Source organism: Vogesella sp. LIG4 (assembly GCF_900090205.1).
In the GTDB taxonomy this organism is placed as follows: domain Bacteria; phylum Pseudomonadota; class Gammaproteobacteria; order Burkholderiales; family Chromobacteriaceae; genus Vogesella.
In genome coordinates this window covers 3,794,164-3,817,807 of sequence record NZ_LT607802.1, presented here as the reverse complement: position 1 = coordinate 3,817,807, position 23,644 = coordinate 3,794,164, and the positions used below count along the sequence as shown (strand labels likewise).

Below are 23,644 nucleotides of genomic sequence, written 5' to 3'. Positions count from 1 at the left end.
GCTTTGCGGCCAACCTTGCCCTGCAGGATTAACCTAGCGCTTGCCCTGTTCGGCAAGCTTGCTGTCGAACAGGCGTACCAGCCGCTGCTGCTGCTCGTCGCTCAGGCCCAGGCTGGCGCCGGCGGCGGGCAGCTCGCGCCGCAGGGTCAGCACGGCGCTGTGCAGCGCATCCAGTTGCTGCTGCAGGGTGCTTGTCTGCTGCTGCAGCTCGTCCAGCGCCTGGGCGCGGGCGGCGGCTACTTCCGCCAGGATGGCCAGGTGGTCGCGCAGGCGGCCGCAGCGGGTGTCGTCGTCTACCGGCATGTCACGCACGATCAGGCAGCAATTCGGGTAGTTGAACGAGGTGTTGCAGCCGCTGGAATAGATATGCGACAGCGTGCGGGCATTGGCGATGATGCTGGCTTCCAGCGCGCTGGGGCTGCCGTCGGTGGAGAGGGTGGTTTCGCCGCTGCTGCCGTACACCTGCGCACAGCCGTGCAGGCCGTAGGCTTCCAGCGTGCCGCAGATGGCGGCGGCGATGTCGCCGTAGCTGGCCAGGCGCGAGGCGTTGCGGATGAAATCGATCAGCACCCCCATTTCCGACATCGCGCTCATCGCCGTCATCGCGGCGGAGAAGGCGTGCTGGCCGCTTTGCTGCAGCTCGCGCTTTTCGGCATGGGCGCGCAGCGCCAGCGCCACCTTCAGCACGATTTCGCGGCCGTCGATCGGCTTGCGCAGAAAATCGTTGCCGCCGGCATCGTAGCCCTGCAGGCGGTCTTCCAGGCTGCCGTGGGAGGAGACAAACAGGATGGGCAGTTCGTGGCCGTTGCTGCGCAGCTGCTGGCACACGCGGTAGCCGTCGATGTCCGGCAGCTCCACGTCCAGCAGGATGGCGTCGGGCGGGCTGCCTGCCACGCTGTCCAGTGCCGCCAGGCCGGTGGCGGCAAACTGCAGGGTGTAGAGGCCGTCGAACAGGCTGCGGTACAGCGCGCACTGGCTCTGGCTGTCTTCCACGATCAGCAGGGTGGCCTCGGACATGTCTTTCTCCCGGAACGGTGGCAGGCGGCAACTTTACTGCATCTTTTCTCCAGCGTAGATGTTATTTCACTGCGCACCGGGTAAAGCCGCATGCCGTACGGGTGTATCAGCCGTTTTTGCCGTCAATGCGCGCCTTCAGTAGCCAGGGCGCACCCAGCAGCAGCCACAGCAGCGACAACAGTGCCAGCAGGCCGGCGGCGATGGCCAGCAGCAGGTTGGCCGCATGGCCGGCCATGTCGGCGGCTACGCGCAGCAGCGCCACCACGTGCAGCAGCAGGTACAGCCGCCACAGCGTGGGCGAAGCCTGCAGCGGCCGCCCGGAGTGGCCGAGCATCACCCGCGAGGCAAAGCCCACCAGCATGGTGATGAAGAAGCCGATGGTGATGGCATGCAGCCCGGCCAGTGGCGAGAACCAGCCCAGGCTGGCCAGCGCCAGCAGCAGGAAGGCGGCGGCCAGCCAGGCAAACGCCAGGTGCAGCATGGCCAGCAGCGGTACCGCCAGGCTGCGGCGCAGCTGCCAGCGCCAGCTGGTGTAGGCGAACGAGGCGGCCAGCAGCAGATCCAGCGGCCATTGCGGCAGCAGGGCGATGCCCAGCAGGCCATGCAGCAGGCTGCCGGCCAGCCACAGCCGCAGCAGCCAGTACGGGCGCCACGGGGTATAGGGTTGCAGCACGCTGCTGCTGAAGAAAGGCAGCATGCGATGTGCTACGGTCAGAAACACCGGCAGCAGAAAGCCGTACAGCGCCAGGTGGCGGGTCCACCACCAGCCATTAGTGAACAGGCCGGCAAACCACAGCAGCGAGCACAGCAGCCCGGCGGCGCCCAGCAGGAAGGCGGCCACCACCAGGCGTGCATGCTGGCGGTCCGCTACCTGGCTGCGGCGTATCATGCTGCCCAGCGTCAGCGCCAGGCCGGCGAACGCCGCCAGCTGCAGCAGGCTGCCGGCCAGCAGCCAGCCCTTGCCCAGCCATAGCCCGGCAAGCCAGCACAGCACGCCGCCCAGCAGCAGCAGCGGCATGCCCACGAATACGCGCGGCGCCGGGTTGGCCACGTTCAGCCAGCGCGGCACCGCGGTATAGCAGAAGCCGCACATGAAGAAGGGAAAGATGCCATACAGCATCACCAGCCCGTGCGCCTGCGAAATGGCGATGCTGGTGGCAAAGCTGCCGCCGGTTACGCGTGCGGCCAACTCGGTGGCCCAGAACACGGTAAGCAGCAGGCAGATGGCGATGCCGGGAACGAAGCCGGCGCGGTGTGGCGAGCGGGTAATTAGCTCTAATGGTGGATGGTGGGCCATGGCGCTAACTGTTATTAACAGCAAATAAACATAACAACCGCAGTGTCCGCTCCACCCGGCGCCGCGTGAATGATGACCGTCAAGAAAACAGGAGCCCCACCATGCAAGCATCCGCCATCCGCTTTTTGCAGCACTTGCCACTGTTTGCCAGCTGCTCGCCGGACCACCTGCAGCAGATCGCCAATGTCACCACCGAACACCGTTACGACAAGGGCAGTGTGCTGTTTCAGCGTGGCGACCCCTGCGACGGCATGCACGTGCTGGTGTACGGCAAGATCAAGCTCACCGTGTCCTCGCGCAGCGGCAGCGAGAAGGTGGTGGAGATCATCTACCCGGGGCAGAGCTTCGGCGAGGCGATCATGTTCATGACCGGCAACTACCCGGTCATGGCGCAGACACTGGAGGATGCGCTGGTGCTGTTCGTGCCGGCGGCGCCGCTGATGGCGCTGCTGGACAGCGACCCGCAGCTGGCGCGGCGCATGCTGGCCGGCCTGTCGATGCGCCTGCACGGCCTGCTGCAGGATGTGGCCAGCTACAGCCTGCAGGGCGCGGTGGCACGGGTGGTGAGCTATCTGCTGCAGGCACTGGGCGAGGACGAGCATGCCGGCGCGGTGACCTTGCCGGTGAACAAGCAGGTAATGGCATCACGGCTGAATCTGACGCCGGAAACCTTCTCGCGGGTGCTGCAGAAACTGTCGGAGCAGGCGCAGATTGTGGTGGAAGGGCGCGAAATTCACATACCGGATGCCGATAAGCTGCAGCAACTCATTGAACTGACTTGATTTTTTGTTTTTTGCTCATCTTCTTACATCTCTTGAAAAAGTGTAAGGCCATGTCGCAAAGCGGATATGGTCGGCTTAAAAGTTTCGATTAGAATCGACAGAAGCCCACGGGACAGCCCCGCCAACCCCACGATGGCGGGGCGCCACACAAGAACTCAAGACGAATTGCAGGAAGGAACCCATCAATGAGCAAGCAAGTCAGCCGCGAAACTTTCGACCAGGTCATGGTCCCCAACTACTCCCCGGCCGGTTTCATCCCGGTAAAGGGTGAGGGTTCCCGCGTATGGGACCAGCAAGGCCGCGAGTTCATCGACTTTGCCGGCGGTATCGCAGTGAACTCCCTGGGTCACTGTCACCCGGAGATGGTGGCTACCCTGACCGAACAGGCGCACAAGCTGTGGCACCTGTCCAACGTGTTCACCAACGAGCCGGCGCTGGAACTGGCATCGCTGCTGGTGGAAAAGACCTTCGCCGACCGCGTGTTCTTCTGCAACTCCGGCGCCGAGGCCAACGAAGCGGCATTCAAGCTGGCACGCAAATACGCTCATGATCATTTCGGCGCCGACAAGCACGAAATCATCTCCTGCAAGAACTCCTTCCACGGCCGTACCGTGTTCACCGTCAACGTGGGCGGTCAGCCGAAGTACGCCGAAGGTTTCGGCCCGAACCCGGCCGGCATCACCCATATCGAATTCAACAATGTCGAAGCGCTGAAGGCAGCGATCTCCGACAAGACCTGCGCCGTGGTTATCGAGCCGGTACAGGGCGAGGGCGGCGTACTGCCGGCCAGCCAGGCATTCCTGGAAACCGCGCGCGAGCTGTGCAACCAGCACAACGCGCTGCTGATTTTTGATGAAGTGCAGACCGGCGTGGGCCGTTGCGGCACCCTGTACGCCTACCAGGCTTACGGCGTGAACCCGGACATCCTGTCCTCTGCCAAGGGCCTGGGCGGCGGTATCCCCATCGGCGCCATGCTGACCACCGACAAGGTGGCGCCGAGCCTGGCAGTGGGCACCCACGGCACCACCTACGGCGGCAACCCGCTGGCTACCGCGGTAGCGAAGAAAGTGGTGGAAATCGTTTCCCGCCCGGAAGTGCTGGCCGGCGTGGCCGCCAAGCACCAGCGCTTTGTTGACGGCCTGAACGCCATCAACGCCAAGTACAACGTGTTCAAGGAAATCCGCGGCATGGGCCTGCTGATCGGCGCCGTGGTGACCGACGAGTTCGCCGGCCGTGCCCGTGACTTCCTGAAGGCCGCCGAAGCCCAGCAGCTGATGGTGCTGGTAGCCGGCCTGTCCGTAGTGCGCTTCGCCCCGTCGCTGGTGGTGGAAGACAAGGACATCGACGAAGGTCTGGCCCGCTTCGACGCCGCCGTGGCAGCGGTGGTTGCGGCCAACCGCGGCTGATTCCACCCGCGACTTAATCCATTCATTACCAATCCAGGGGAATCCTGCCGCCAGACGGCGGCAGGACGGGCGCTGCTGCGCCCGCCTTCCGGCTTACTACGAGAGAGAGGCACGCCATGCTGACAGTGCGCCCAGTTCGTATTTCCGACCTGCCGGTCATCGAGAAGATGGCGGTAGACAGCGGGATCGGCGTTACCAGCCTGCCGAACAATCGCGAAAAGCTTTACGAAAAGATCCAGTCCTCGCTCGGCGCTTTCGAGCACGAGGCCATCGCCGGCACCGGCCGCGAATACTATATGTTCGTGCTGGAAGTCGAGGGCGAAGTGGTGGGCACTGCCTCCATCAGCGCCTCCGCCGGTTTCGAAGAGCCGTTCTACAGCTACCGCAGCGAAACCATGGTGCACGCCTCGCGCGCGCTGAAGGTGAACAACCGCATCCACGTGCTGAACATGTGCCATGACCTGACCGGCCAGATCCAGCTGTGCGGCTTCTTCTGTTCGCCCAAGGAGCAGCTGCGCGCCTACGAGCTGCTGTCGCGTGCCCGCCTGATGTACATCGCCGCTGCGCGCGCCCGTTTCGGCCGCCGCATTCTGGTGGAAATGCAGGGCATTCTGGACGATAACGACCAGTCGCCGTTCTGGGACGCCATCGGCCGCCGCTTCTTTAATATGGATTTCCCGCAGGTGGAGCAGGCCTTCGCCCAGCGCAGCAAGACCTTCATTGCCGAGCTGATGCCGTCCTACCCGATCTACGTGCCGCTGCTGCCGGATTCCGCGCAGAGCGCCATCGGCCAGATCCACCCGGATTTCGAGCGTCCGTTCGACATCCTGACCCGCGAAGGCTTCGAGGCCGACAACTATATCGACATCTTCGACGGCGGCGCCGTGCTCACCGCCGAGGTGGACCAGCTGTTCACCCAGCGCTCGCAGCGCATGCACCGGGTGGAAGTGGCGCCGCAGCTGCCGGAAGGCGCCGGCGAGATGCTGATCTCCAACCATCGCAGCGACGAATTCGTTGTTACCCAGGCGCGTGGCGCGGTGGTGGACGAGGTGTTGTTCATTACGCCGGACACCGCTCGCGTGCTGGCACTCACCAGCGGCCAGCAAGCCTGTGTGGCGCCGCTGCTGCCGGAAGCAGGGAGGACTGCAGCATGATGATCATTCGCCCGATTCGCGACAGCGACCTGGACGGCCTGATGGAGCTGGCGCGCAGCGCCGGCGTGGGCCTGACCTCGCTGCCGGTGAACGTTGAAAGGTTGGCCGCACGCATCGCGCGCTCGGAGAAAACCTTTGCCGGCGAAGCCGAACTGGCCGACTGCGGCTACGTGTTCGTGCTGGAAGACAGCGAAAGCGGCCGCGTCGGCGGCATCTGCGCGCTGGAAGCCGCCGTGGGCCTGAAAGAGCCCTGGTACAACTACCGGGTCGGCAACATCGTGCATGCTTCGGAAGAGCTGGGCGTGTACACGCGTCACGAAACGCTGTTCCTGTCCAACGACCACACCGGCTACAGCGAGCTGTGCACGCTGTTCCTGCACCCGGATTTCCGGGTAAACCGCAATGGCGGCCTGCTGTCCAAGAGCCGTTTCCTGTTCCTGGCACAGTTCCCGCAGCTGTTCGGCAAGGTGGTCGTGGCCGAAATGCGCGGCGTGTCCGACGCCAACGGCAAATCGCCGCTGTGGGAGGCGCTGGGCCGCCACTTCTTCTCCATCGATTTTGCCGAGGCGGATTACCTGACCGGCGTGGGGCAGAAGGCGTTCGTGGCCGAGCTGATGCCGAAATTCCCGGTGTACATCGACTTCCTGCCGCAGGAAGCGCAGGCGGTGATTGGCCAGACCCACGAAAACACCCGCCCGGCGGTGGCCATGCTGTACGGCGAAGGCTTCCGCTACGAAGGCTACGTCGACATCTTCGACGGCGGCCCGACGGTACAGTCCTACACCAATGACATCCGCGCGGTACGCGACAGCCGCCTGCTGCCGGCCAATATCGTGGCCGCGGTAAGCGAAGGCGATTTCCAGCTGCTGTCCAATACCAGTCTGGAAGGCTTCCGCGTGATCATGGCGGCGCAACAGGTTGGCCGCGACGGCATCGACATCACGGCCGAACAGGCCGCGGCACTGAATATCAAGCAGGGCGACATGGTGCGCGTGGTCGCGCTGTCGCCGAAGGAGACTGCACAGTGAGTACCCAGTTCATCAATGGTCTGTGGCTGGCCGGCAGCGGCGAAGCCATGAGCAAGAACAACCCGGCCACCGGCGAAGCGATCTGGCACGGCAATGCCGCCGGCAGCGAGCAGGTGAATGCCGCCGTGGCCGCCGCGCGTGCCGCGTTCAAGGCCTGGGCGCGCCGCCCACTGGACGAGCGCATTGCCATCGCCCGCCGTTTTGGCGAGCTGCTTGCGGCCAACAAGGCCGCGCTGGCCGAGATCATTGCCAAGGAAACCGGCAAGCCGCTGTGGGAAGCACAGACCGAAGTGACCACCATGGTGAACAAGGTGGATATCTCGGTGAAGTCCTACCAGGAACGCACCGGCGAGCGTAGCGCAGCCATGGGCGATGCCCAGGCGGTACTGCGTCACAAGCCGCACGGCGTGGTGGCGGTGTTCGGCCCGTACAACTTCCCCGGCCACCTGCCCAACGGCCACATCGTGCCGGCGCTGATCGCGGGCAATACCGTGATCTTCAAGCCGTCCGAGCTTACCCCGTGGACCGCGCAGGAAACCGTGCGCCTGTGGAACGAAGCCGGCCTGCCGGCGGGCGTGATCAACCTGACCCAGGGCGCGCGCGATACCGGCGTTGCCCTGGCCGGCCACCACGGCATCGACGGCCTGTTCTTCACCGGCAGCTCCGCTACCGGCAACCTGCTGCACAAGAACTTCGCCGGCCAGCCGGAGAAGATCCTGGCGCTGGAAATGGGCGGCAACAACCCGCTGATCGTCGGCAAGGTGGCCGATATGGATGCCGCCGTGCATCACGTGATCCAGTCTGCCTTCATCTCCGCCGGCCAGCGCTGCACTTGCTCGCGCCGCCTGCTGGTGCCGGCAGGGCAGTGGGGCGATGCCTTCGTGGCGCGCCTGGTGCAGGTTGCGGCCAACCTCAAGGTAGGTCTGTATAACGAAGAGCCGCAGCCGTTCATGGGCTCGGTGATTTCCAATGCCGCTGCCGATGCGCTGCTGAAGGCGCAGGCCACGCTGCTGGCCAATGGCGGCAAGCTGCTGCTGGAAATGAAGCGCCTGTCCGACACTGGCGCGCTGCTCAGCCCCGGCATCGTGGACAGCACCGCGGCACAGCGCCCGGACGAGGAATTCTTCGGCCCGCTGCTGCAGGTGATCCGCTACACCTCCTTCGACGAGGCCATCGACATCGCCAACGACACCCGCTTCGGCCTGGCCGGCGGCGTGCTGTCGGACGACCGTGCCGAATACGAACACTATCTGCTGGAAAGCCGCGCCGGCGTGGTGAACTGGAACAAGCCGCTGACCGGCGCCTCCAGCGCCGCACCGTTCGGCGGCATCGGCGCCTCGGGCAACCATCGCCCCAGCGCCTACTACGCGGCGGATTACTGCGCCTGGCCGGTGGCATCGCTGGAATGCGACAGCCTGACCGTTCCGTCTCAACTTTCTCCGGGGATCGTACTGTGAGCAACGCATTTGAAGTGAACTTCGACGGCCTGGTAGGCCCGACGCACAACTACAGCGGCCTGTCCTACGGCAACGTGGCTTCCACCGGCAACCAGAACGCGGCGTCCAACCCGAAACTGGCCGCCCTGCAGGGCCTGGCCAAGATGAAGGCGCTGCACGACATGGGCTTCAAGCAGGGCGTACTGGCCCCGCATGAGCGCCCGGACGTGGCCAGCCTGCGCCGCCTGGGCTTTGGTGGCACCGACGCACAGGTAGTGGAGCGCGCCGCCAAGGAAGCGCCGGCCATCCTGGCCGCCGCCAGCTCGGCTTCCTGCATGTGGACCGCCAACGCGGCTACCGTCAGCCCCTCCGGCGACACCGCCGACGGCCGCGTGCATTTCACCCCGGCCAACCTGAACAACAAGTTCCACCGCTCCATCGAGCATCCGACCACCCGTCGCATCCTGCAGGCGATGTTTGCCGACGAGTCGCGCTTCGCGGTGCATGAGGCGCTGCCGGCGCAGATGCACTTCGGTGACGAAGGTGCGGCCAACCATACCCGCTTCTGCCACGAATACGATGGCGCCGGCGTGGAGTTCTTCGTATTCGGTGCGGCGGCTTTCGACAGCCGCTACCCGGCACCGGCCCGCTTCCCGGCGCGCCAGACGCTGGAAGCCAGCCAGGCCATCGCCCGTCTGCACGGCCTGAAGGAAGAGGGCGTGGTATACGCGCAGCAGGACCCGGCCACCATCGATGCCGGCGTGTTCCACAACGACGTGATCTCGGTTGGCAACCGCAACGTGCTGTTCCACCACGAGAAGTCCTTCCTGCATCAGGCCGATGTGCTGGCCGAGCTGGAGCGCAAGCTGGCCGCCGCAGGTGGCAAGTTCATTTCCATCGAGGTGCCGCAGGCGGAAGTGAGCGTGGAAGAGGCGGTGAAGAGCTACCTGTTCAACAGCCAGCTGCTGTCGCGCGCCGATGGCAAGATGATCATCGTGGTGCCGGAAGAGTGCCGCAACATCGAGCGCGTGTGGACCTACCTGCAGAAGCTGGTGAACAGCGGTGGCCCGATTGCCGAAGTACGCGTGTTCGATCTGAAGCAGAGCATGCAGAACGGCGGCGGCCCGGCCTGCCTGCGTCTGCGTGTGGCGCTGTCCGAGCGCGAGATCGCCGCGGTGAATCCGAAGGTGATGATGAACGACATGCTGTTTGGCACGCTTAATGCTTGGGTGGAGAAGCATTATCGTGATCGCATTGCCCCGGCCGACCTGGGCGACCCGCAGCTGCTGCTGGAATGCCGCACTGCGCTGGACGAACTGACCGGCATTCTGGGCCTGGGCTCGGTGTACCCGTTCCAGCTGGTGTAATTCACTACCGGACTGGCATGAAAAAGCCGCTGCACGATCTTCGTGCAGCGGCTTTTTTGCGTTCGCAAACGAATAAGATAGATTGTATCCAGTTGTGGTGCAGCGGAAAGCGCGAGCATGGTGCGAAAACGATCAGAATAATTTTCGTATTGGAAACTATATGATTTCAGAATGAAAAAAACCGAAAATTTTTAAATGCCCGGTGCCGTGAAAAGAAAGCCGAAATAACCGCTTGGTTGCACTGCAACATGGCGGTTGCTTGTGTTTAAAATGTTATTTTTCTCAATAAAATCAACAAATTACATCATGTGGAAAATTTGTCAGAAAACGTCCTGTTTTGGCTGTTTTAAGATTGACAGTCGATTGGATACGACTCCATAATCCGCTCGGCTTGTAGGGCTGGTTGACAGTCGGCGCTACACGGCTGGTAAGGCGGCAGCGGGAGTCATCCCGTCAAAAAAGCCGTCGGGAAGTTCATCCAAAGGAGATCCCACCGTGGACATTTTTGTGCAACAGATCCTCAATGGCCTGGTGCTGGGCAGTATTTATGCCCTGATCGCACTCGGCTATACGATGGTGTACGGGATTATGGGCCTCATCAACTTCGCGCACGGCGAAGTGGTGATGTTTGGCGCCATGGTCACCATTACCGTCATTTCCGCCATGACCAATGCCGGCGTGCACCTTCCGGGTGGCGCAATGGTATTGATCGCCCTGATGGTGGCGATTCCGGCATGTATGCTGCTGGGCTTCACCATCGAGCGCGTGGCTTACCGCCCGCTGCGCAATGCGCCCAAGCTGGCGCCGCTGATTACCGCGATTGGCCTGTCCATCGTGCTGCAGCAGGCTGCCATCATGATCTGGGGCCGTAACTACATTCCGTTCCCGCCGATCCTCAACCACGACACCATCGATATCTTTGGCGCCACCATCACCCAGCTGCAAGTGCTGATCGTGATCCTGTGCCTGGTGCTGATGGCTGGTCTCTTGCTGGTGGTCGAGAAGACCAAACTGGGCCGCGCCATGCGCGCCACCAGCCAGAACCCGGGCGTGGCCGGTCTGATGGGCGTGAACGTCAACACCATCGTGTCCGCTACCTTCGTGATGGGCTCCGGCCTCGGCGCCATCGCCGGCGTGATGGTTGCAACCAACTATGACCAGGCCCACTACTACATGGGCTTCATGATCGGCCTGAAGGCCTTTACCGCTGCAGTACTGGGCGGCATCGGCAACCTGGGTGGCGCCGTAGCCGGCGGTATCCTGCTGGGCATCATCGAAAGCCTGGGCGCCGGCTACATCGGCGACCTGACTGGCGGTTTCCTGGGTTCCAACTACCAGGACATCTTCGCCTTTGCCGTGCTGATCGTCGTGCTGATCTTCCGTCCGTCCGGTCTGCTGGGCGAAAAGATTGCCGATCGCGCATAAGTCCAGGTAGGAGCACATCTAAATGACAAGCAACAAGAAACTCGGCACCTTCCTGGCTTCGGCCATCGTGCTGGCGGTGCTGCCCTTCGTGGTCAGCGGCACGCTGGGCAACGCCTGGGTGCGTACCATCGACTTTGCGCTGCTGTACGTAATGCTGGCGCTGGGTCTGAACATCGTGGTGGGCTTTGCCGGCCTGCTGGACCTGGGCTTCATCGCCTTCTACGCCGTGGGTGCCTACACCTTCGCGCTGCTGGGTTCGCCGCACTTCGGCATCCACCTGCCGTTCTACATCACCATCCCGCTGGGCGCAGGTTGTGCCGCCTTCTTCGGCATCCTGCTGGGTACTCCGGTACTGAAGCTGAAGGGTGACTACCTGGCCATCGTGACCCTGGGTTTCGGTGAGATCGTGCGTATCTTCATGAACAACCTGAACGCACCGATCAACATCACCAACGGCCCGCAGGGTATCAACCTGGTAGACCCGATCCAGTTCGCCGGCTTCTCGCTGGGCAAGGAAACCATCATCGGTTCCCTCTCGCTGAACCCGGTACACCTGTACTACTACATGTTCCTGGCACTGACCGTACTGGTAGTGATCATGGTTTCCCGCCTGCAGCACTCCCGTATCGGTCGTGCCTGGGTGGCGATGCGTGAAGACTACATTGCGGCTTCCGCCATGGGCCTGAACATCCGCAACATCAAACTGCTGGCTTTCGCACTGGGCGCGCTGTCCGGTGGTGTGGCCGGTGGCCTGTTCGCGGCGTTCCAGGGCTTCATCTCGCCGGAATCCTTCAGCCTGCTGGAATCGATCATGATCCTGGCCATGGTGGTGCTGGGCGGTATGGGCCACATCCCGGGCGTGATCCTGGGTGCCGTGGTGCTGACCATTGCGCCGGAAATCCTGCGTGACGTGATCGGCCCGCTGCAGATGCACACCTTCGGCAAGATGATCGTCGATCCTGAAAATGCTCGTATGCTGCTGTTCGGTCTGGCCATGGTTGTCATGATGCTGACCCGCCCAGAAGGCATGTGGCCGTCCAAGCGACGCCAGGCCGAGTTCGACGATGCCAAGAAAGGTTAAGCCATGGCTGAAGTTCTGCTGAAAATCGAAGGCATCCACAAACGCTTTGGCGGTCTGCATGCCCTCAACAATGTTGCCCTGCACATCAACAAGGGCGAAATCTACGGTCTGATCGGCCCGAACGGCGCCGGCAAGACCACCCTGTTCAACGTGCTGACCGGCCTGTACACCCCGGACGAAGGTACCTTTACCTTCGCCGGCCAGGACCTGTTCCGTGCCCCTCCGCACATCGTGGTGGCCGGCGGTATCGCCCGTACCTTCCAGAACATCCGTCTGTTCCATGAAATGACGGCGCTGGAAAACGTGATGGTGGGCCGTCACATCCGCTCCAAGGCCAACGCCCTGGGCGCGGTGCTGCGCACCAAGTCCGTGCGTCAGGAAGAAGCCGCCATCGAGGCCAAGGCCTGGGAGCTGCTGCGCTACGTGGGTATCGAGGATGTGGCGTACGAGCGTGCCCGCAACCTGTCCTACGGCCACCAGCGTCGCCTGGAAATCGCCCGCGCACTGGCTACCGAGCCGAAGCTGCTGGCGCTGGACGAACCGGCCGCCGGCATGAACCCGAGCGAGACCGAAGGTCTGAAAGCACTGATGGAAAAGATCCGCAACGACGGCGTGACCGTGCTGCTGATCGAACACGACGTGAAACTCATGATGGGCCTGTGTGACCGCATCGCCGTGCTGGATTACGGCAAGAAGATCGCGGAAGGCGTGCCGGAGGCGGTGCGCAAGGATCCTAAAGTTATCGAAGCATACCTGGGAGCGGCACACTCATGAGTCTCTTGGAAGTCAAAAACCTGCAAGTCGCCTACGGCGGCATCCAGGCCGTGCGCGGCATCGATTTTCACATCAACAAGGGCGAGCTGGTGACCCTGATCGGTGCCAACGGCGCCGGCAAGACCACCACGCTGAAAACCCTGGTGGGCATGGTGAAGAAGTCCGGCGGCAGCATCAACTTCGACGGCAAGGACACCTCCGCCATTGCGCCGCACAACTTTGTGCGCAACGGCCTGGTGATGGTGCCGGAAGGTCGCGGCATCTTCGGCAAGCTGACCGTGGAAGAAAACCTGCAAATGGGCGGCTTCCACCGCAACGACAAGGCTGGCATCCAGAGCGACATCGAGCGTGGCTACGAGCTGTTCCCGCGTCTGAAGGAGCGTCAGAAGCAGCTGGCCGGCACCCTGTCCGGCGGCGAGCAGCAGATGGTGGCGATGGCACGTGCCATCGTTTCCCAGCCCAAGCTGCTGCTGCTGGACGAGCCGTCCATGGGCCTGGCGCCGCTGATCGTGGAAAAGATCTTCGAGATCATCCAGATGGTGGCCAAGGAAGGCGTGACCATGCTGCTGGTGGAGCAGAACGCCAAGCTGGCACTGGAAGTGTCGCAGCGCGGCTACGTAATGGAGAGCGGTCGCATCTCCATGAGCGGCCCGGCGCACGAGCTGCTGGCCGACGAGCGCGTGCGTAACGCCTACCTCGGCGAATAAACCGCACTTGCCCAATCAAACGCCTCCGGCTTGCCGGAGGCGTTTTTGTTTGTGGCTTGTCCTGCTTGCCGTTACCATGCGGCCAACCTGTTTATTGCCATCATCATGACCAGCGCGATCAGTCTCACCGTGTTCTGGCACCAGCTGCTGGGTGCCTTGCTGTTGCCGCCATTCAGCTACCTGTTGCCGCTGCTGCTGGCACTGGCCTGCCGCCGCCGCTGGCCGGCATGTGGCCGGCTGTTGCTTGCCGGCAGCCTGCTGCTGGCCTGGCTGCTGTCCTTGCCGATTACGGCCATCACCCTCAATGGCTGGCTGGAGCGCTACCCGCCGGCAGCGCTGGCGCAGGTGGCCGATACCCAGGCCATCGTGGTGCTGTCCGGTGGCAAGCGGCCGGCGCCGGAGTATGCGGCCAACGTGCTGAGCGCCGATACCGCCGGCCGGTTGCGCTACGCCGCGTGGCTGGCTCGGCGTACCGGGCTGCCGCTGCTGCTGACCGGCGGGGCGCCGCTGGGTGGCGAACCGGAGGCACAGGTGATGGCGCGCACGCTGCGCGAAGATTACGGCCTGCAGCCGCGCTGGGTGGAGTCGGGCTCCGATACCACGCTGGACAATGCGCGCCTCAGCGCCTCGCTGCTCAAGCCGGCAGGGGTTGGCCGCATCACGCTGGTGACGCAGGCCTGGCACATGCGGCGGGCGGTGCCGTTCTTCACCGCGCAGGGTCTGCAGGTGGTGGCGGCGCCTACCGGCTTTACCCGCTACGATGGCAGCGGTCTGCTGTTGTGGATTCCGCAGGGCAGGGCGATGCAGGAGACGCATCAGGCACTGCGCGAACTGCTGGGGCTGGCGTACTATACAGTCCGGTCATTTATCGCGAGGTAAGGCATATGAAGGTGGGCGTGCTGATCATCGGGGACGAGCTGCTGTCCGGCAAACGCCAGGACAAGCACTTGCAGGCAGTGATCCGCATCCTGGCGGCGCGTGGCATGAAGCTCGCCTGGGCGGAATACCTGGGGGATGACCCGCAGCGCATCGAAGCCGCGCTGCGCCGTGCCTTTGCCAGTGGCGAATTGGTGTTCAGCTTTGGCGGCATCGGCGCCACGCCGGACGACCATACCCGTGGCTGTGCCGCACGGGCGCTGGGCGAATTGCTGACCGTGCACCCGCAGGCACGTGAACTGATCGAAGGCCGCTTCGGCGCGGAAGCCTATCCGCACCGCATCAATATGGGTGCCTTTCCGGCATCGGCCAGCATCATCCCCAACCCGGTGAACCAGATTCCCGGCTTCAGCTGCGGCAATGTGCACTTCGTGCCGGGCTTTCCCAGCATGGCCTGGCCGATGGTGGAATGGGTGCTGGACACGCACTACCGCCAGCTGCACAGCGACAGTCCGGACGTGGAGCAGGGCTGCATCGCGTTGCGGGCGAAGGAGGGCGACCTGATCAGCCTGATGCAGGAGTTTGTCGACCGCTACCCGGCGCTGCGTTTTTCCTGCCTGCCGAGCTTCGGCAGCGAGGCGATTCCGGAGATGCACATCGAATTCGGCTTCAGCGGCCAGCCGGCGCTGGTGGCGATTGCACTGGCGGAATGGCGGCAGGCATTGCAGGCGCGTGGCTACGAGCTGCGCGAACGGCCTGCTGCGGCCTGAACGTCCGGCGCAGGCAACAAAAAAGCCACCGCATGCGGTGGCTTTTGTTTTGTGGATCTGTTTTCAACGCCGTATCGCCGACGCGCAGCAGATCGCTCGCAGCGGCTTAGCGCTCGCCACGCTTGGGCGGCGGGCTGAACAGCGCCGACTGCTGCTGGCGCGGCTTGCCGCTGCCACCGCGACGGTTGCTGTTGTTGCCGCCATTGCTGCCACCCTGGCTGTAGCCCTGCTGCTGGCGCGGCCCATTGCCCTGGCGCGGCTGTTTGCCCGGGATCAGGCCCTGGCTCAGCTCGTGCATGGTCAGCGACGGCTGGCGCGGGCCATCGTCGTAGAACACATTGCCGTTCGGCTCGTTCATGCCCGGCAGCGGCTTGTTGCGCTTTTCCTGCGGCTTGCGTTGCTGCGGCTGCGCTTGCTGTTGCTGGCGCTTCTGGCCTTGCTGCGCCTGCGGCTGCTGGCGGTCGGAGCGGGGCTTGTCGCTGCGCGGCTTGCCGGCATCGTTCTGCTTGGCTGCGGGCTTGGCCTGCTGCTGGCGCGGTTTGTCGCCGCCATCGGCCGGTTTGGCACGGTTCTGGCCTTGACCCTGGCCCTGGCGGCGCTGGCCGCCGCGGCCACGGCTGTCGCCCTTGGCGCCTTTCGGTGCGGTGGTCGGTACCAGTGCGCCGTGGATGTAGCGGCCGAGGCCGATTTCGATGGCTTGCGGTTCCGCGTCCATGTCGGCTTCGAAGCCCGGCAGGCTGAAGCGCTCAACCGGTTTCTTGGTCAGCTTCTCGATGTCGCGCAGGAAGCCCAGCTCGTCCACGCAGACCAGCGAGATCGCCTCGCCGGTGCAGCCGGCACGGCCGGTACGGCCGATGCGGTGCACGTAATCTTCCGGCACGTTGGGCAGCTCGTAGTTCACCACGTGCGGCAGCTCTTCGATATCCAGGCCGCGGGCGGCGATATCGGTGGCAACCAGTACCGGCAGGCTGCCGTCCTTGAAGCCGGCCAGCGCCTTGGTGCGCGCACCCTGGCTCTTGTTGCCGTGAATCGCCATGCTGGCGATGCCGGCCTTTTCCAGTTTTTCCGCCAGGCGGTTGGCGCCGTGCTTGGTGCGGGTGAATACCAGTACCTGGTGCCAGTCGCCGGACTTGATCATTTCGATCAAGAGATCGGTCTTGCGGTCGCGGTCCACTAGGTGAACCTTCTGCGCGATCTGCTCGTTGGTGGTGTTCGGGCGCGCCACTTCCACCAGCTTGGGCTGGTTCAGCAGCTTGTCGGCCAGCTTCTTGATGTCATCGGAGAAGGTGGCGGAGAACAGCAGGTTCTGGCGCTGTGCCGGCAGCAGCGCCAGCACTTTCTTGATGTCGTGGATGAAGCCCATGTCCAGCATGCGGTCGGCTTCGTCCAGTACCAGGATCTCCACGCCGGACAGGTCAACGGTGCGTTGGCCGGCGTGATCCAGCAGGCGGCCCGGGGTGGCCACCAGGATGTCCACCGGCTTTTTCAGCGCGTTGATCTGCGGGTTGATGCCGACACCGCCGAACATCACCATGGATTTGAGCGACAGGTATTTGCCGTACTCGCGTACCGATTCTTCCACCTGGGCCGCCAGTTCGCGGGTAGGGGTCAGCACCAGCGCGCGCGGGCGGCCTTTCTGTTTGCTGGGGGCATCCATCAGGCGGTGCAGCAGCGGCAGGGTAAAGCCGGCGGTTTTACCGGTACCGGTCTGGGCTGCGGCCAACAGGTCGCCACCTTGCAGTACTTGCGGAATGGCCTGCGCCTGGATAGGGGTAGGCTGGGTGTAGCCGGTATCGGCTACGGCTCGCAGGATGGGCTCGGCAAGGCCCAGTGCGGCAAAATTCGATTCTGACATTTATTAGTTTGCAAGCAGCTGCCTACCCATTGCGCAACGCAATACCAATCCGGGAGGGCAAGAGTTCTGTTTGTCGAAGGTGGGCCGGGCAGGAAGCCAAGGGCCAAGAAGAGATCGCGCTGATTGGGAAGAACGCGAGCCGCTAGTGTACTCCGATTACCTGGGCCTTGCTGTTGAAAATGCAGGCATTGTGGTGCTTTTGTTGCTAATTTCGATAACACAGTACCGTGGCGGGCGGGTTGTGGCGTGAGCGGGGCAGAAAATGGCGCTTGTGCGGGTGTTTATTTGCCTGCGGGTGCTGCTGATGTGCTGTCCGCTGAGGCAAAGGTTGGCCGCATCAGCCTGGCTGGTGCCCGGCTCAATGACTACGCCTGCGGCGCAGTGAAGCCCCGGCAAACGGCTGCCAGCTTGTTGCCATCGGGGTCGCGGACATAGGCGGCATAGAAATCGGCATCGTACTGCGGGCGCAGACCCGGCTCGCCTTCTGACGTGCCGCCATGGGCCAGGGCCGCGGCGTGGAACTGCTGCACCTGCCGCCAGCTGCTGGCCCGCAGAGCCACCATGCTGCCATTGCCGGGTGAGGCCGGTGCGCCATCGAATGGTTTGCATACCCACAGCGCCACTTCCTGCTGGCCGCCATGTTCATAAGTGCCCCAGCCGGCCCAACCTTCCCAGTCAGCTTCCTGCGAGATATCGCAGCGCGACAGGCCGAGCGCACCCATTGCCGCATCGTAAAACCGGCAAGCCCGCGCAAGATCGTTGGTGCCCAGGCAGACGTAGGTAAACATGGCGATGGCTCCGGAGGGGTAGGCTTTGCTCAACCGCAAGCTGCATGGGCAGCTGACAAGCAGGGCGGATGCCCCGCAGGGGCGATCCGCCTTGTGCGCCAGTACTGATTCGACTGGCGGTGGCGGAACGCCCGGCATAGCCGGGCTTCCGCCCTGCGCCTGCTCAGCGGCGGAACTGCTGCACGATGCTGGAGAAATCCAGCTTGCCGTTGCCGGCGGCCACGTGCTGTTCGTACAGGCTGCGTGCCAGTGCGCCCAGCGGGTTGGCCGCATGGCTGTGCAGTGCCATTTCTTCGGCCAGGCCCAGGTCTTTCAGCATCAGCTCGGACATGAAGCCGCCCTGGTAGCCATGGCTGGCCGGTACGTTGTCCATCACACCCGGCCACGGGTTGTACAACTCCAGCGCCCAGTTGCGGCCGGAGCTGCTGACCATGATCTCCGACAGTACCGCCGGGTCCAGCCCGTTTTTAACGCCCATGGCCAGTGCTTCGGCGGTGCCGGCCATCAGGATGCCCAGCAGCATGTTGTTGCAGGCCTTGGCGATCTGCCCGGCGCCGATGTCGCCGGCGTGGAAGAGGCGTTTTCCCATGGCCGACAGCAGCGGCTGCGCGGCATCCACGTTGGCCGCATCGCCGCCCACCATGAAGGTGAGGGTGCCGGCGGCAGCGCCGGCGGTGCCGCCGGATACCGGGGCGTCGATGAAGCACAGCCCGCTGTGTTCGGCCACGCGGCCAACCTCGCGCGCGGTCTGCGCGTCTATGGTGCTGCAGTCGATCACCAGGGTGCCCTGCGGCAGGCTGGCGAACAGGCCTTCTTCACCCAGGTACAGGCCGGCCACGTGTTTGCCGGCCGGCAGCATGGAGATGATGGTATCGGCGCCGTTCACGGCTTCGGCTATCGAGCGCACCGCGTTGCCGCCGTGGGTGGCGAAGTGCGCCAGTGCCTCCGGCGACAGGTCAAAGCCGCGCACGGCGTAGCCGGCCTTCACCAGGTTGATGGCCATCGGGCCGCCCATATTGCCCAGGCCAATGAATGCGATGTGTTGCATGATGCGGCTCCTTGCAGTGAGGAATCCTGTTTAAAGGGTAGCCAATGGATGGTCTTGTGGCCGCCAAGGTGAAGCGAAATGTTGCGCTACATAGCTGCTATCCACATCGGCCAGCGCGGGGCGCGACCAGCGTGGCTGTCTGTCCTTGTCCACCAGCAGCGCGCGCACGCCTTCGCGGAAATCCGGTGCGGCACAGAAGTTCACCGACAGCGCCAACTCCATGCGGAACACATCGGCCAGCGACAGGTGGCGCGCGCGGTGGAAGATCTCCCAGCACACCGCGGCGCTGGCCGGGCAGCCGGCGCGGTAGGTGTCGGTGGCCGCCGCCAGCCACGGGTCGTTGAAGCTGCCGTGGCGCAGCGCGTGGTCGAAGGCGGCCAGCGAGCCCTTGTTCAGCAGTGCATGGATGGCCGGCAGGTTGCGCGCCAGATTGCCTTCCGGCACCGCGTCGCCGTTGCCGGCTTCCAGCTCGCCCAGCAGCGCGGTGAGCAGCTCATGGTTGGCCGCAGGCTCCGGCTGCCAGGCGCTCTGCCGCAGCAGATCCAGCAGCAGCGGCCAGCCGGCTTGCGGCAGGATGTGGTCGGCCAGGTTGGTCAGCAGCGCGTCGCGGGCGTTCAGCGGTGTGCCGGTCAGGCCGAGGAACAGGCCGCAGCGTGCCGGCATGCGTTGCAGGAACCAGCTGCCGCCCACGTCCGGGTACAGGCCGATGGTTATTTCCGGCATGGCGATGCGGGTGCTGGCGGTGGCCACGCGGTGGCTGGCGCCGGCCATCAGCCCCAGGCCGCCGCCCATCACGATGCCGTGGCCCCAGACCAGCAGCGGCTTGCGGTAGGTGTGGATGCGGTGGTCCAGCGTGTATTCGCGGCTGAAGAATTCGGTGGCCAGCGGGTTGGGGTAGCTGTCGTCGGCCAGTATCGCCTCGCGCATGGCGCGCACGTCGCCGCCGGCGCAGAACGCCTTGTCGCCGCTGCCGCGCAGCAGTACCGCCACGATGCCGTCGTCGCGGTCCCAGATCGACAGCCGCGCATCCAGCAGGCGGATCATCTCCAGGTTGAGCGCGTTCAGCGATTTCTCGGCATTGAGCAGCGCCACGCCGATGCGCTGGCCGCCGGCGGTGGCGATTTCGTCAAACAGTACCGCGTCGTTCATGGTGTTCCCTTTGTTCTTGTGCGGAAGTCGTGGGTAGAACCTGTTTGCGATCTGGCGAGTCAGGGCGAGACAAGGCGAAAACTGAGGGGCGCGGAGTTGGCATGCGGTCAATGCGCATCCCTGAATCGAATTCAACGCCGTATCGCCAAAGCGCAGCAGATCGCAAGCGGGTTCTCAGGCGTTTTTCCAGGTCGGCGTGCGCTTCTCCAGAAACGCCTGCACGCCTTCGCGCTGGTCCTGGGTGTCGAACAGCTTGATGAACAGCTCGCGCTCGTGAATCAGGTTGGTCGCAGGCGGTGCGTGGCGCGCCGCCTGTACCAGGGTCTTGCAGGCGGTGACGGAGCAGGGCGACTGGCGGCCAACTTTTTCCGCCAGCGCCAGCGCGGCGTCGCGGGCGGCGCCGCGCGGCACCACTTCTTCCACCAGGCCGATGCGCAGCGCGGTGGCGGCATCCACTCGCTCACCGCACAGGATCATGCGTTTGGCCCAGCCTTCGCCTACCAGCCACGGCAGGTGCTGCGTGCCGCCGGCGCAGGGCAGCAGGCCGACGGCGGCTTCCGGCAGTGCCATCTGTGCCTGTTCCTCGGCGATGCGGATGTCGCAGGCCAGCGCGCATTCCAGCCCGCCGCCCATGGCATAGCCGTTGATGGCGGCGATGCTCACGCCGCGAAACGCCGACAGTGTCTCGAAGGCTTCGCCGAACAGGATGGTCATGCTGGCAGCCACGCCCTTGTCGCCATCGGCGAACAGCTTGAGGTCGGCGCCGGCGGAGAAGAACTTCTCGCCATCGCCGGTAATCACCAGCGCGTAGATGTCGCGGTCGGCGTTCAGGTCGGCCACCAGGCGCTTCAGCGCCTGCAGGCTGTCGTAGGTCCAGGTGTTGGCCGGCGGGTTGGCAAGGGTGACGAGGGCGGTGTGGCCGATTTTTTCGACCTGCAGATTGGTGTAGCTCATGTGGGTTCCTGTGTTCGGGTCAGCGCAGCGTGTCCAGCGCGCCTTCCTGCAGCAGGCGGCGGGCGATGATCACGCGCATGATTTCGTTGGTGCCTTCCAGGATCTGGTGCACGCGGTTGTCGCGCAGGTAGCGCTCCAGCGGGTATTCCTTGATGTAGCCGTAGCCGCCGAACAGCTGCAGCGCTTCGTTGGCCACCTTGAAACCGGTATCGGTGGCAAAACGCTTGGCCATGGCGCAGTAGCTGCTGGCATCCGGGCTGGCGTTGTCCAGCTTCCATGCGGCCAACCTTACCAGCTGGCGCGCGGCGATCAGCTCGGTGGCCATGTCGGCCAGGCGGAACTGCACGCTCTGGAACTCGGCCAGCGGCTGGCCGAACTGCTGGCGCTCCTGCACATGGCGGGTGGCGGCCTCCAGCGCGGCCTGCGCGGTGCCCACCGAGCAGGTGGCGATATTGATGCGGCCGCCATCCAGCCCCTTCATTGCCAGCGCAAAACCCTGGCCTTCCTCGCCCAGCAGGTTGGCCGCAGGCACGGTCACGTTGTCGAAGGTGATGATGCGGGTGGGCTGGCTGTTCCAGCCCATCTTTTTTTCCTTCTTGCCGTAGCGGATGCCCGGGGTATCGGCCGGCACCAGCAGGGCGGAGATGCCCTTGGGCCCCGGCCCGCCAGTGCGCGCCATCACCACCAGCACATCGGTACTGCCGGCGCCGGAGATGAAGGCCTTGCTGCCGTTCAGCACATAGCTGTCGCCCTGGCGCTCGGCGCGGGTGCGCAGCGAGGCGGCGTCGGAGCCGGCGCCGGGCTCGGTAAGGCAGTAGCTGCCCAGCAGCTCGCCGCTGGCCAGCCGCGGCGCCCATTCGGCGGCCACTTCCGGGCGGGCGAAGCTGCCCACCATCCAGCTCACCATATTGTGGATGGTGAGGTAGGCGGTGGTGGAGGTGCAGCCGGCGGCCAGCTCCTCGAACACGATGGCGGCATCCAGCCGGGAGAGGCCCAGCCCGCCGTACTGCTCCGGCGAGTACAGGCCGCAAAAGCCCATCTCGCCGGCGCGGTGCAGGGTGTCCAGCGGAAAGATTTCCGCTTCGTCCCAGTGCGCGGCATGCGGTGCCAGCTCGTGCTGGGCGAACTCGCGCGCGCTGTCGCGAAACGCGCTCTGGTCGTCGGTAAGGGCGAAATCCATGTGGCGTCCTTTCGTCGGCCGGCTAGCGCAGCGCAATGGTGGTGTGCACCTTGCCGCTGCTGGCTTCATCGTCGAACCAGCGGCTGGTGACGGTCTTGGTCTGGGTATAGAACAGCACCACCTGCTTGCCGTACGGCCCCAGGTCGCCCAGCTTGCTGCCGCGCGAACCGGTGAAGGAGAACAGCGGCACCGGCACCGGAATCGGCACGTTGATGCCCACCTGGCCCACGTCGATCTCTTCCTGGAACTTGCGTGCCGCGGCGCCGCTTTGCGTGAAGATGGCGGTGCCGTTGCCGTGCGGGTTGGCATTGATGATGTCGATGGCCTCGTCCAGGGTGTCTGCGCCCACCAGGCACAGTACCGGGCCGAAGATCTCCTGCTCGTAGATGCTCATGCCCGGCTTCACGCCGCTGAAGATGGTGGGGCCGACGAAGTTGCCCTGCTCGTAGCCGGCCACATGCACGTGGCGGCCGTCCAGCTCCAGCCGCGCGCCTTCGGCAGCGCCCTTGGCGATCAGGCTGGTGACGCGTTCGCGCGCGGTGCAGCTGATCAGCGGGCCGAGATCCGGGTTGTCCTGGCCCGGGCCCACGCGCAGCGATTTGGCGCGTGTCACCAGCTCGGGTATCCACTGCTGCGCCTCGCCCACCAGCACGGCAACGCTGAGCGCCATGCAGCGCTGGCCGGCGGCGCCGAAGGCGGCCCCGGTGAGCTGGTTCAGCGCCTGGTCCTTGTTGGCGTCCGGCAGCACGATGGCGTGGTTCTTGGCGCCCATCATGCACTGCACGCGTTTGCCGTTCTGGCTGGCGCGGTGGTAGACGTGGCTGCCAACGCGGCTGGAGCCGACAAAGGACACCGCCTTGATGTCCGGGTGGTCGCAGATGGTGTTCACCACCTCCGGCCCGCCGTGTACCACGTTGAGCACGCCCGGCGGAATGCCGGCTTCCAGCGCCAGTTCCACCAGGCGCATGGTCACCATCGGGTCCTGCTCCGAAGGCTTGAGCACGAAGGTGTTGCCGGTGGCGATGGCCATCGGGAACATCCACAGCGGAATCATGGCCGGGAAGTTGAACGGGGTGATGCCGGCGCACACGCCCAGCGGCTGCTGCAGGGTGTAGGTGTCCACGCCGCCGGCCACGTTCTCGGCGAATTCGCCCATCTGCAGGGTGCCGATGTTGGCCGCATGCTCCACCACTTCCAGGCCGCGGAAGATGTCGCCCTCGGCATCGGCCAGGGTCTTGCCCTGCTCGGCGGTGAGGATGGCGGCCAGCTCCTGCATGTGCTGGCGGATCAGCTGCTGGTACTTGAGGAAGATGCGGGCGCGGGCGCCGATCGGGGTTTTCTTCCAGCTCTTGAAGGCGCGGCTGGCGGCGGCTACCGCGGCGGCTACTTCATCCGCGGTGGCCATCGGCACGCGTGCCAGCACCTGCTGGGTGGCGGGGTTGATTACCTCGCGCCATTCGCTGCTCTGCGATTCGACGAATTCGCCGCCGATCAGCAGCTTGACGGTGGGAAGCTGAGACATGGTGTTGCTCCTTCCTGCTGGCGTGCGC

At 64.5% G+C, this 23,644-nt stretch carries 21 protein-coding genes; 12 read left to right on the top strand and 9 right to left on the bottom strand.

Annotation, left to right across the window (positions count from 1 at the left end; genetic code table 11):
• Positions 1 to 33: 33 nt before the first annotated feature.
• Both PSELUDRAFT_RS17675 and PSELUDRAFT_RS17670 read right to left on the bottom strand, forming a co-directional pair.
• On the bottom strand, positions 34 to 1,017 hold the full coding sequence (locus PSELUDRAFT_RS17675; RefSeq protein ID WP_088968079.1) for a response regulator transcription factor: 984 nt from the start codon (positions 1,015 to 1,017) through the stop codon (positions 34 to 36).
• 106 nt (positions 1,018 to 1,123) lie between these two features.
• Positions 1,124 to 2,314, bottom strand: coding sequence for an NnrS family protein (locus tag PSELUDRAFT_RS17670; RefSeq protein WP_157725171.1), 1,191 nt, complete (start codon positions 2,312 to 2,314; stop codon positions 1,124 to 1,126).
• Between the two features lie 101 nt (positions 2,315 to 2,415).
• On the opposite strand from PSELUDRAFT_RS17670, the gene PSELUDRAFT_RS17665 reads away from it, so the two are divergent.
• The 12 genes from PSELUDRAFT_RS17665 (at position 2,416) to PSELUDRAFT_RS17610 (ending at position 15,120) form a co-directional block, all read left to right on the top strand.
• Positions 2,416 to 3,096, top strand: coding sequence for a Crp/Fnr family transcriptional regulator (locus PSELUDRAFT_RS17665; protein ID WP_088968563.1), 681 nt, complete (start codon positions 2,416 to 2,418; stop codon positions 3,094 to 3,096).
• A gap of 185 nt (positions 3,097 to 3,281) precedes the next feature.
• The gene (locus PSELUDRAFT_RS17660; protein WP_088968077.1) at positions 3,282 to 4,502 is read left to right on the top strand and encodes an aspartate aminotransferase family protein; all 1,221 of its coding nucleotides are present in this window, start codon (positions 3,282 to 3,284) and stop codon (positions 4,500 to 4,502) included.
• Between the two features lie 116 nt (positions 4,503 to 4,618).
• The gene (locus PSELUDRAFT_RS17655; protein WP_088968076.1) at positions 4,619 to 5,656 is read left to right on the top strand and encodes an arginine N-succinyltransferase; all 1,038 of its coding nucleotides are present in this window, start codon (positions 4,619 to 4,621) and stop codon (positions 5,654 to 5,656) included.
• Entirely contained in the window at positions 5,653 to 6,684 is a 1,032-nt protein-coding gene (gene astA, locus PSELUDRAFT_RS17650) for an arginine N-succinyltransferase (RefSeq protein ID WP_088968075.1), read from the top strand. The genes PSELUDRAFT_RS17655 and astA overlap by 4 nt, the downstream gene beginning before the upstream one ends.
• Complete coding sequence (gene astD, locus PSELUDRAFT_RS17645) at positions 6,681 to 8,141, top strand: succinylglutamate-semialdehyde dehydrogenase (protein WP_088968074.1); 1,461 nt, start codon at positions 6,681 to 6,683, stop codon at positions 8,139 to 8,141. The genes astA and astD overlap by 4 nt, the downstream gene beginning before the upstream one ends.
• Entirely contained in the window at positions 8,138 to 9,487 is a 1,350-nt protein-coding gene (astB, locus tag PSELUDRAFT_RS17640) for an N-succinylarginine dihydrolase (protein ID WP_088968073.1), read from the top strand. The genes astD and astB overlap by 4 nt, the downstream gene beginning before the upstream one ends.
• A gap of 495 nt (positions 9,488 to 9,982) precedes the next feature.
• Positions 9,983 to 10,912, top strand: coding sequence for a branched-chain amino acid ABC transporter permease (locus PSELUDRAFT_RS17635; RefSeq protein WP_088968072.1), 930 nt, complete (start codon positions 9,983 to 9,985; stop codon positions 10,910 to 10,912).
• Positions 10,913 to 10,934: 22 nt separating this feature from the next.
• Positions 10,935 to 11,993 carry an ABC transporter ATP-binding protein gene (locus PSELUDRAFT_RS17630; protein WP_088968071.1) on the top strand — a complete coding sequence of 353 codons (1,059 nt, stop codon included), beginning with the start codon at positions 10,935 to 10,937 and terminating at the stop codon, positions 11,991 to 11,993.
• 3 nt (positions 11,994 to 11,996) lie between these two features.
• Positions 11,997 to 12,767, top strand: coding sequence for an ABC transporter ATP-binding protein (locus tag PSELUDRAFT_RS17625; protein WP_088968070.1), 771 nt, complete (start codon positions 11,997 to 11,999; stop codon positions 12,765 to 12,767).
• Complete coding sequence (locus PSELUDRAFT_RS17620; protein ID WP_088968069.1) at positions 12,764 to 13,474, top strand: ABC transporter ATP-binding protein; 711 nt, start codon at positions 12,764 to 12,766, stop codon at positions 13,472 to 13,474. The genes PSELUDRAFT_RS17625 and PSELUDRAFT_RS17620 overlap by 4 nt, the downstream gene beginning before the upstream one ends.
• Before the next feature lie 105 nt (positions 13,475 to 13,579).
• A complete protein-coding gene (locus PSELUDRAFT_RS17615; protein ID WP_088968068.1) occupies positions 13,580 to 14,353 on the top strand; it encodes a YdcF family protein in 774 nt (257 codons plus the stop codon).
• Positions 14,354 to 14,358: 5 nt separating this feature from the next.
• Complete coding sequence (locus PSELUDRAFT_RS17610; protein ID WP_088968067.1) at positions 14,359 to 15,120, top strand: molybdopterin-binding protein; 762 nt, start codon at positions 14,359 to 14,361, stop codon at positions 15,118 to 15,120.
• Between the two features lie 106 nt (positions 15,121 to 15,226).
• Here the strand turns inward: PSELUDRAFT_RS17610 and PSELUDRAFT_RS17605 are convergent, their stop codons facing one another.
• The 7 genes from PSELUDRAFT_RS17605 to PSELUDRAFT_RS17575 form a co-directional block, all read right to left on the bottom strand.
• On the bottom strand, positions 15,227 to 16,975 hold the full coding sequence (locus PSELUDRAFT_RS17605) for a DEAD/DEAH box helicase (protein WP_088968066.1): 1,749 nt from the start codon (positions 16,973 to 16,975) through the stop codon (positions 15,227 to 15,229).
• A 365-nt stretch (positions 16,976 to 17,340) separates the two neighbouring features.
• Positions 17,341 to 17,763 carry a VOC family protein gene (locus PSELUDRAFT_RS17600; protein ID WP_088968065.1) on the bottom strand — a complete coding sequence of 141 codons (423 nt, stop codon included), beginning with the start codon at positions 17,761 to 17,763 and terminating at the stop codon, positions 17,341 to 17,343.
• Positions 17,764 to 17,926: 163 nt separating this feature from the next.
• Complete coding sequence (mmsB, locus tag PSELUDRAFT_RS17595) at positions 17,927 to 18,811, bottom strand: 3-hydroxyisobutyrate dehydrogenase (protein WP_088968064.1); 885 nt, start codon at positions 18,809 to 18,811, stop codon at positions 17,927 to 17,929.
• Between the two features lie 30 nt (positions 18,812 to 18,841).
• On the bottom strand, positions 18,842 to 19,960 hold the full coding sequence (locus tag PSELUDRAFT_RS17590) for an enoyl-CoA hydratase/isomerase family protein (protein ID WP_088968063.1): 1,119 nt from the start codon (positions 19,958 to 19,960) through the stop codon (positions 18,842 to 18,844).
• A gap of 174 nt (positions 19,961 to 20,134) precedes the next feature.
• Positions 20,135 to 20,914 (bottom strand): enoyl-CoA hydratase, encoded by a 780-nt coding sequence (locus PSELUDRAFT_RS17585; RefSeq protein WP_088968062.1) that lies wholly within the window; start codon positions 20,912 to 20,914, stop codon positions 20,135 to 20,137.
• 19 nt (positions 20,915 to 20,933) lie between these two features.
• The gene (locus PSELUDRAFT_RS17580; RefSeq protein ID WP_088968061.1) at positions 20,934 to 22,094 is read right to left on the bottom strand and encodes an acyl-CoA dehydrogenase family protein; all 1,161 of its coding nucleotides are present in this window, start codon (positions 22,092 to 22,094) and stop codon (positions 20,934 to 20,936) included.
• 22 nt (positions 22,095 to 22,116) lie between these two features.
• On the bottom strand, positions 22,117 to 23,616 hold the full coding sequence (locus tag PSELUDRAFT_RS17575; protein WP_088968060.1) for a CoA-acylating methylmalonate-semialdehyde dehydrogenase: 1,500 nt from the start codon (positions 23,614 to 23,616) through the stop codon (positions 22,117 to 22,119).
• Positions 23,617 to 23,644 lie beyond the last annotated feature (28 nt).